This window comes from Flavobacterium sp. (assembly GCF_035456225.1).
Classification (GTDB): domain Bacteria; phylum Bacteroidota; class Bacteroidia; order Flavobacteriales; family Flavobacteriaceae; genus Flavobacterium.
The window spans coordinates 1-5,469 of the sequence record NZ_DATIDM010000011.1 but is presented as its reverse complement, the minus strand read 5'-3'; the positions used below and the strand labels follow the sequence as shown (position 1 = coordinate 5,469).

General features: G+C 40.2%; 4 protein-coding genes and 1 pseudogene. 4 read left to right on the top strand and 1 reads right to left on the bottom strand.

Going from position 1 to position 5,469, the window contains the following annotated elements; all coding sequences use genetic code 11:
* A pseudogene (locus VLB74_RS00605) lies at window positions 1-168 on the bottom strand (proline--tRNA ligase); the annotation flags it as partial.
* 102 nt (window positions 169-270) lie between these two features.
* Here VLB74_RS00605 and VLB74_RS00600 point away from each other — a divergent pair.
* From VLB74_RS00600 to VLB74_RS00585, 4 genes are all read left to right on the top strand, one after another.
* The gene (locus VLB74_RS00600; protein WP_325201534.1) at window positions 271-1,320 is read left to right on the top strand and encodes a hypothetical protein; all 1,050 of its coding nucleotides are present in this window, start codon (window positions 271-273) and stop codon (window positions 1,318-1,320) included.
* 67 nt (window positions 1,321-1,387) lie between these two features.
* Window positions 1,388-2,926, top strand: coding sequence for an OmpP1/FadL family transporter (locus tag VLB74_RS00595; protein WP_325201533.1), 1,539 nt, complete (start codon window positions 1,388-1,390; stop codon window positions 2,924-2,926).
* A gap of 232 nt (window positions 2,927-3,158) precedes the next feature.
* A complete protein-coding gene (gene rimO, locus VLB74_RS00590) occupies window positions 3,159-4,472 on the top strand; it encodes a 30S ribosomal protein S12 methylthiotransferase RimO (RefSeq protein WP_325201532.1) in 1,314 nt (437 codons plus the stop codon).
* Between the two features lie 163 nt (window positions 4,473-4,635).
* Window positions 4,636-5,178, top strand: a complete 543-nt coding sequence (locus VLB74_RS00585; RefSeq protein ID WP_325201531.1) for a YfbU family protein — start codon at window positions 4,636-4,638, stop codon at window positions 5,176-5,178.
* Window positions 5,179-5,469: the final 291 nt, after the last annotated feature.

Sequence of the window (5,469 nt, the reverse complement as noted above, 5' to 3'; positions counted from 1 at the left end):
GAACATACGGTCTAATTCTCGCTGCATTTTTTCCCAAATAGCATACCCGTACGGCTTAATAACCATACAACCTCTAACTCCGGAATTTTCTGCTAAATCTGCTTTTACAACCAGTTCATTATACCATTTGGAATAATCTTCTGATCGTTTTGTTAAGTTCTTACTCATTTTAAATACTTTGGCACAAATATTGTTTAACTTACTTTAATGAAAATAGTTCGACAAAACTAACTAATTTTGTTATGTCCAACAATAAAAAACACCATTGATATGAAAACTATATACGTATCCGGCCGAAATATATCCATTTATATACTATTTGGACTAGTAGGACTTTTGGCTTCTTCCTGTGGTCCGTACCAGAACTCGTCGTATTACGATAATGACGGCGTTTATGGTTCTCCTGAAAAACCGCAGTACCAATACTCTGAAGCTAATGTCTCTCAAGACAAATACAAAGAGTACTTTGCAGCCAATAAAAATAATTACTCTCCTAATGACAGCGGGGCAGTCGTCGATCCTAAAAATGACACTATCGTCTACAATCAACAGGACAATTATGCAGGTTGGGGCGAAAATTCAAAAAACGTAACCGTAAATTATTATGGTGGCTACTATGATCCTTGGTATTCCTCTTACGGATGGTACTATCCTTACTATGGATGGAGCTGGGGCATCAGCTGGGGCTGGGGCTGGGGTTATCCATATTACGGATGGGGCTACTACAATCCTTACTGCTACTACCCTTATTATGGATACCATTATGGTTATTGTGGTTATTATGGCAACTACGCCTACGGTACAAGAGGCGGTTACGCTTACAACGGAGGACGAAGCAGTTATGCTTATAACAACGGAGCCAGAAGAGGTTACCCAACCCAGTACAATTCGTCTGGCACAAGATCTGATGGCGGAGGAAGAAATTATGGAGCCACATCAGGCACAAGAAGCAGTGGCCAATATTACAATCCAAGCTCAAGCTTAAACAACCAAACCGGAAACCCAAGAAGCAGCGACTTCATTAACCCAAGAAGCAGCGGACAAAACGCAATACCAAGATCTGGTCAAGGCACACAATATGCATCCCCAAGAGGTTACAATAATTCTTCATCACCACGAAGCACAGGAGGTTACTCTTCTCCGAGAAGTTCGGGAGGCTATTCAACCCCAAGTTCTTCTTCTCCGAGAAGTTCGGGCACCTATTCCACTCCAAGTTCTTCTCCTAGAAGTTCAGGTGGCGGTGGCTACGGCGGTGGAGGAAGCTACGGCGGTGGCGGTGGCGGACGTTCCGGCGGTGGCGGCGGTGGCGGCAGAAGATAAAATTTCAAATCACCTAAGCTCATTAAATTGGGCTTAGGTTTTTATTTCTATTTAAACTTGATTTGTCATGAAAAAATTCTTACTTTATACAACCCTTTTCTTGTCGGCACTAACAGCAAACGCACAAGAACCAAACCCTTTTTCTGCATTGCGCTATGCAATGGACAACACGCAAGGTACCGCCCGATTTAGAGGGATGAGCGGTGCTTTTGGAGCTGTTGGCGGCGATTTATCAGCAATTAACGTTAACCCGGCCGGATCTGCGTTATTCAACAGCAATGCTTCTTCAATGACCATAAGTGTTTACAATAACAGTAACAAGTCGAATTATTATGGAGGAATGGCTAAAGACAACACCACCACCTTCAATTTCAACGAAATGGGAGCAGCGTTTGTCTTTCACAACACCAAATCGAACAGTGACTGGAAACGATTTACCTTTGCGATCAACTATGAGACCACAAATGATTTTGACAACGACATTTATGTTCAGGGGATAAACCCAAATCGCTCTGTAAGTGAATACTTTACTTCCTTCGCAAATGGGTTCGGCGGACTTAGCGGAATACCTTTAAGCGTATTACAGGAAGCTGATTATTTAGGCTTAAGTTTTGCAGACCAGCAGGCATGGCTAGGATATCAAGCCTATATATTTGACCCTGTTACCAATACACCAAACAACACTAATTATACGGCAAACGTCCCAAATAACACTTCCTTTTACCAGACCAACATAGTCAATACATCAGGATACAACGGAAAATTGAGTTTTAATTTTGCTACCGATTACAAAGACGTGTTATTTTTAGGATTTAACCTGAATTCTCATTTCAGCGATTTTTTCCAGTATTCCTCTTTATATGAGTCAAACTCGGGACCCAATAACTTAACAGGAAATACGCTCCACAGTACTGTTTTCAACAATTACATGCACACTTATGGAGGTGGTTTTTCTTTCAGCGTTGGAGCCATAGCGAAATTTACTAAAGGATTCCGAGCGGGATTTTCTTATGAATCCCCTACTTGGTACAACCTTACAGACGAACTTTCGCAGGATATTTCATCAAGATACAGCGACCCTGCCAATGTAGAATCTTCAATCTATATCAATCCGGCGGTAGTTACTATTTATCCTGAGTACAAATTAGAAACACCGCAAAAATTTAATGGTAGTTTGACATGGTTGTTTGGTAAAAATGACAAAAAAGGATTGATCAGTGTGGATTATACCTATAAAGATTATTCCAGTACAAAATTCAAACCGGAACACGACTTGTTTTTTAGTTCTGTCAACAGTTTAATGTCAAGCACATTGCGATCTATTACTTCGGAAGTCAGAGCCGGATTTGAATTCAAAAGAAAGCAAGTCAGCTACAGAGCAGGATACCGCTTCGAACAAAGTCCTTATGAAGACGGCAAAACTATTGGGGATTTACACGGATTCTCCACTGGAATCGGTTATGATTTTGGGTTCTCCCGACTTGATTTTGCTTATGCCTACTCACAAAGAGAGATGAAGAACTATTTACTTTCAAGCTTTACGGATGCCGCTATGATTACAACAAAAACCAACAATTTCTTCCTGACCTACACCTTTAATTTTTAAAAAGCCACACATAATAATACGTGAGCCACTCTTTCGGGAGTGGTTTTTTTATTCCCCTGCCTTATCCTTTAGCCCCGACAGCAGCGGCATCCTTGTCTTTGGGAGATTGCTTCGCAAGCTCGCAATGACAAGATATAGCGGATGGCGGGACCAAACCCTTAAAAAATTCCCAAACGATGGTGCTCCTAAATATAAAAAGCGTAATTTTGCGCACTTTATTTAACATAATTACATGAGAACCAAGTCATTAAAGAAAAACAAAATCAATGTAATCACCCTTGGGTGTTCGAAAAACGTGTACGACAGCGAAGTACTGATGGGGCAATTAAAGGCCAGCGGTAAAGAGGTTGAGCACGAGGCACCGGCAGAAAAAGAAGGTAACATCATCGTTATCAACACTTGCGGGTTTATTGACAATGCGAAAGCAGAATCGGTAAACATGATTTTGGAATATGCCGACAAGAAAGAAAGAGGTTTGGTTGACAAAGTTTTCGTAACCGGATGTTTATCTGAACGTTACAGACCCGATTTAGAAAAAGAAATCCCGAATGTGGATCAGTATTTCGGTACGACAGAATTACCGCAATTATTGAAAGCTTTGGGCGCCGATTATAAACACGAGTTATTGGGAGAGCGTTTAACGACGACCCCGAAAAACTTTGCATACCTGAAAATTGCCGAAGGCTGTGACCGTCCGTGCAGTTTTTGCGCGATTCCGTTGATGCGAGGCGCACACGTTTCCCAGCCGATTGAAAAATTGGTGAAAGAAGCAGAAGGTTTAGCTAAAAACGGTGTAAAAGAATTAATCCTTATTGCACAGGATTTAACGTATTACGGTTTGGATTTGTACAAAAAACGTAACCTTGCCGAATTACTTGAAAATCTTGCAAAAGTAGAGGGTATCGAATGGATTCGTTTGCATTACGCCTTCCCGACAGGTTTCCCGATGGACGTTTTGGAGCTGATGAAACGCGAGCCGAAAATCTGTAATTACATCGATATTCCGTTACAGCATATTTCAGACAATATCCTGAAATCGATGCGTCGCGGAACTACGCAGGCAAAAACAACGAAATTATTGAAAGACTTCCGTGAAGCGGTTCCGGGGATGGCAATCCGTACGACTTTAATCGTTGGTTACCCTGGTGAAACCGAAGAAGATTTCAACATCCTGAAAGATTTTGTACAGGAAATGAAATTTGACCGTTTGGGTTGTTTCGCTTATTCTCATGAAGAAAACACGCACGCTTATTTATTGGAAGATGATGTTCCGGACGAAGTGAAACAGGCGCGCGCCAACGAAATCATGGAACTACAATCGCAAATCTCATGGGATTTGAACCAGGAGAAAGTGGGTCAGGTTTTCCGATGCATCATCGACAGAAAAGAAGGTAGTCATTTTGTGGGAAGAACTGAATTCGACAGTCCGGATGTAGATAACGAAGTATTGATTGACGCTACGAAACACTATGTAAAAACAGGTGAATTCGTAAACATTAAAATCACGGATGCTACCGAATTTGACCTTTATGGCGAACCGGCTTAATACTGAATTTATTTCAAATAAAATACCAATCCCCATCAACACTGGTTGCTGGGGATTTTTTTATCATTATTACCCTACTCCTTTTAACATTAATTGAGGAAAAACCGCAACACATTATTTCTGCTTGTTTTTAATATTGCACAGAACAATAAACACTCAAGTTATGATTCCGGAAACCTTAACTATTACTGAAAGACAAATTTTAGTCAACCAGTTTAAAATACTTGCCACTATTGGTTTCGATAATGATTATGAAACCAAAATCGAAATTCTGGAGAACGGCTATACCGAACAATATTTCGAAGTTTTTGATGTTGCTACAGAAGAAATTCCGATGACTATTTGTGAGGAAACGAGTCAGATTTTACAAATGTTCCGCAGGATTTCAGATACGGTCGAAACGCTTTCGGCGGAAGAAAAAGATTCTTTGGATCTGGAAAAAATAACATTTGAAGGATTTGATGCCAATCATGATCCGCATTACCATTACATGACATTTTTAGTGGACAAAATGGACTTATGGCAGGAATACAAAGGCATGTACCTGAATTCCCATAGCCGATTTCCTATGTCGAAGTATCGTAAAATGCTGGAATATCAGTATTATCTTCTTGACAACGATCAATATGATTTAAACAGAGAAGATTTAAAATGCCTGATTGAACTTTTAAGTTCTTCTAAAAAAATAGTTGCCTTACAAGCGTAAAAAGTGTTTTTTTCATATAGCATTTGGTTAATTTTTACGCAAAGAAAATCCCCGTCAAGTACGGGGATTTTTATTATCATCATTTACCAACTTAAGAATAACGTTTCGTTTTTCAGTTAAAATACTATTCCCCAATTTCCTCCGATCTGATTGGTTCCGAAAAGAAATTCTCTACAGTTACATTGAAAAGTGCCGGAGTGGAGTTAGTCATCCCGCTGGTTTGCCCGTTAAAGATACACAGATTGGATTTTCTGATATTCCGATAGACTGAAAAGGAACGTTCGTCTTTTG

Excerpts from the sequence above, each read along its gene's own strand:
- rimO (WP_325201532.1), top strand. The coding sequence starts at position 3,159 with ATGAGAACCAAGTCATTAAAGAAAAACAAAATCAATGTAATCACCCTT.
- VLB74_RS00600 (WP_325201534.1), top strand. The coding sequence starts at position 271 with ATGAAAACTATATACGTATCCGGCCGAAATATATCCATTTATATACTA.
- VLB74_RS00595 (WP_325201533.1), top strand. The coding sequence starts at position 1,388 with ATGAAAAAATTCTTACTTTATACAACCCTTTTCTTGTCGGCACTAACA.
- VLB74_RS00585 (WP_325201531.1), top strand. The coding sequence starts at position 4,636 with ATGATTCCGGAAACCTTAACTATTACTGAAAGACAAATTTTAGTCAAC.